Below are 521 nucleotides of genomic sequence, written 5' to 3'. Positions count from 1 at the left end.
CGCACGAACGCCGAGGTGCGATTCGACGACGGAAGCCGCGCGGCCTACTCCACCGACGGGTCGAACTATCGGCAGGTGCCGCTCGGGGTGCTCCTCCCCCGGAGCCTCGACGACGTCACGGAGGCGGTCGAGCTGTACATCTCGTTGCTGCCGGGCTCTGGGTCGAGACGCGTGGTCGAGTACCCGCTGACCCAGATGCCCGACGTGGGCGGCAACGTCAGATACGAGGAGTTCCGGCTCGCCGGACAGGACTTCGCCGTGGCGGCATCCCCTGCCGCCAGCCGGTTAAGTAATCAGTAATCCGCCGCCAGCTCGATCATCAGGTCAGCACATTCACCATCGGCACGTTCTTCTTCCGCAGTCGTCAGCATGTAACCCCGTTTCGCTGCCGCCCCCATAAACGCCGGACGGTCTTTCAGTGGCAGTTCTGCCAGGTAATGCATAGCCATACCCAGCAGACGGGACTCATAAATCTCGTAGTGCAGGCCACATCCCCGGTTAGCCTGTATTTCCATACGGGC

Annotated in this window: 2 protein-coding genes; one reads left to right on the top strand and one right to left on the bottom strand. The window is 63.0% G+C overall.

From position 1 onward, the window contains the following. Positions 1–300: VOC family protein (locus ABD894_RS28105; RefSeq protein ID WP_345214430.1), on the top strand; the 300-nt coding region annotated here is incomplete at its 5' end. Here ABD894_RS28105 and ABD894_RS28100 read toward each other — a convergent pair. After that, positions 294–521, bottom strand: a 228-nt coding sequence (locus tag ABD894_RS28100; protein ID WP_345214429.1) for a hypothetical protein, incomplete at its 5' end; no start/stop codon positions are given. The genes ABD894_RS28105 and ABD894_RS28100 overlap by 7 nt on opposite strands.

Source organism: Mucilaginibacter gynuensis (genome assembly GCF_039541195.1).
Classification (GTDB): domain Bacteria; phylum Bacteroidota; class Bacteroidia; order Sphingobacteriales; family Sphingobacteriaceae; genus Mucilaginibacter; species Mucilaginibacter gynuensis.
This window is presented reverse-complemented; position numbering and strand designations above follow the sequence as displayed.